General features: G+C 41.9%; 1 protein-coding gene. It reads left to right on the forward strand.

The genetic code is table 11. The features are described 5' to 3' along the window. The first annotated feature begins 589 nt into the window (after positions 1-589). On the forward strand, positions 590-1915 hold the full coding sequence (gene ltrA, locus ACIP9W_RS22330; protein ID WP_400793436.1) for a group II intron reverse transcriptase/maturase: 1326 nt from the start codon (positions 590-592) through the stop codon (positions 1913-1915). Positions 1916-1996 lie beyond the last annotated feature (81 nt).

Here is a 1996-nt window from a genome sequence, read left to right on the forward strand (position 1 = left end):
GAAGTGTATAGCTGACTGGTAGTGCGGGTATCGCGAGATTCCGTGCGGAGGACTAGAAGGCAAAACCCGGAACAGATGGCATTACCCAGGTTGGCTGGTAGGATAGGATAACCCTGCAAAAGATGGGGAAGTCCAAAACCACAATATATTCTATTAGTTAAGAGGACTGGATTCGGGGGAAAGAGAATTGACGTGACCCAAGGAGGTCTCATCATCTCCACCTTAGGTGGTAAGGGTCTTTCAAAGCCGCAATGGACAAGAAGGATTTTACGGAAGGTGAGAAGTCAGAGCAGGGGATAGTAGTGAATAAACTTACCAGAAAAGCCATAAAGGTAAGTGACTTGTCACTTGGTTGACAAGACAAGCAGTGACCCAAAAGGCATTGACTTGATGCGAAGCCGGTCTGTCCATGTAAGAAAAGCAAGTGTACTTGAAGGCTCTTAATGTACTAAACAGAAGCCGATGAGGCAGATAGCCAAAGAATTGGGACCGAATAGAAAGTAGGTTGTTTAGGGGTGGAGTACTATTTTGGATACTGGTCAGTGAACTACTATTCAACCAGTCGAAGAATTAGGAAGGTAACGGATACATGAAAGAAGAAACAAGAGAACAATGTTTACGTGCAGGAGAAACATCAGCTAAGAAACAAAAGTGGTACAGTCTTATTGATAAGATTTGGGCATACTCCAATTTGCAACAGTCGTTTTACGATGTAAAGAAAAACAGAGGGGCGCACGGTGTAGATAATGTCACGATAAAAGAATATGAACTAGACTTGGAACACAACTTAAGAGTGCTCCAACAATCATTACGTGATAAAACATACCACGCTAAACCGGTAAGAAGAGTCTATATACCAAAAGCAGATGGGACGCAGCGACCACTAGGTATACCAACTGTGGAAGATAGAGTTCTACAAGCGGCGGTGAAACGAAAAATGGAGCCAATCTTTGAACAAAAATTCCTACCATGTAGTTTTGGATTTCGACCAGACCGTAGTGCACATATGGCGATTCTAAAAATCCGGAAGGATTTATTAGATGGGTACACTTTCGTCATAGACGCAGACATCAAGACTTATTTTGACTCTATTCCACATGAAAAGCTTCTTAAGTTGATAAGAGAAGAGATAGTGGATAGCAGCGTATTAGAATTAATTGTACAGTTCCTTAAATCAGGTGTTTTAGAAAATGGTATTACCCAGGAAAGTGCCAATGGGAGTCCTCAGGGCGGAGTCATTAGTCCACTTTTGGCAAATATTTATTTGCACCCGCTCGACGAAATGATGAGCATGCGAGGACATCGTATCACTCGTTATGCAGATGACTTCGTCATCTGCTGTAAGTCTCAAAAAGGAGCGGAAAGAGTTCTAAAGTCTGTAAAGAAATTATTAGAAAAAGAGCTAGGACTAGTCGTGCACCCAACGAAAACCCAAATTGTAGATAATCTGCGTGAGCCGTTCACATTCCTTGGATACACATTCAAAGTCGGATATTTTCACACACCTTCTGAGGGGGCAATCCAAAAGTTTAAGGATAAGGTGAGAAACGCTACTAAAAGAAATCTAACTGTTAACCTAGAGGAATTCATCAAGCAACGTCTTAACCCAATTTTAAGAGGGTGGGGTAGATACTTTGGGATTGGTTTCTGCAAGACTCTGTTCATGAAATTAGACGCATGGATTAGGAGAAGACTAAGGATGATTCAATTGAGAAGTTGGCGCAAAATAAATAAGCTCCATAAGGAGCTTAGAAGAAGAAAGTGGAAAGGAGAACTACCCAGTCTTAGAATGACAAAATGGAGAAGTTCTAAAAGTCCACCAGTAAGCTTCGCTATTCCAAATGAAAGATTCCGAGAGCTACGATTAGTTTTCTTAGAAGATATTTATAATGACCTGCATCCCCAAAGGGGATAAGCATGGAGGAGCCGTATGCGATGACCCGCACGTACGGATCTGCGAGAGGCGCATGAATTAATTTTCATGCGCCTACTCTAT

It is taken from the genome of Psychrobacillus sp. NPDC093180, assembly GCF_044754065.1.
GTDB lineage: Bacteria > Bacillota > Bacilli > Bacillales_A > Planococcaceae > Psychrobacillus.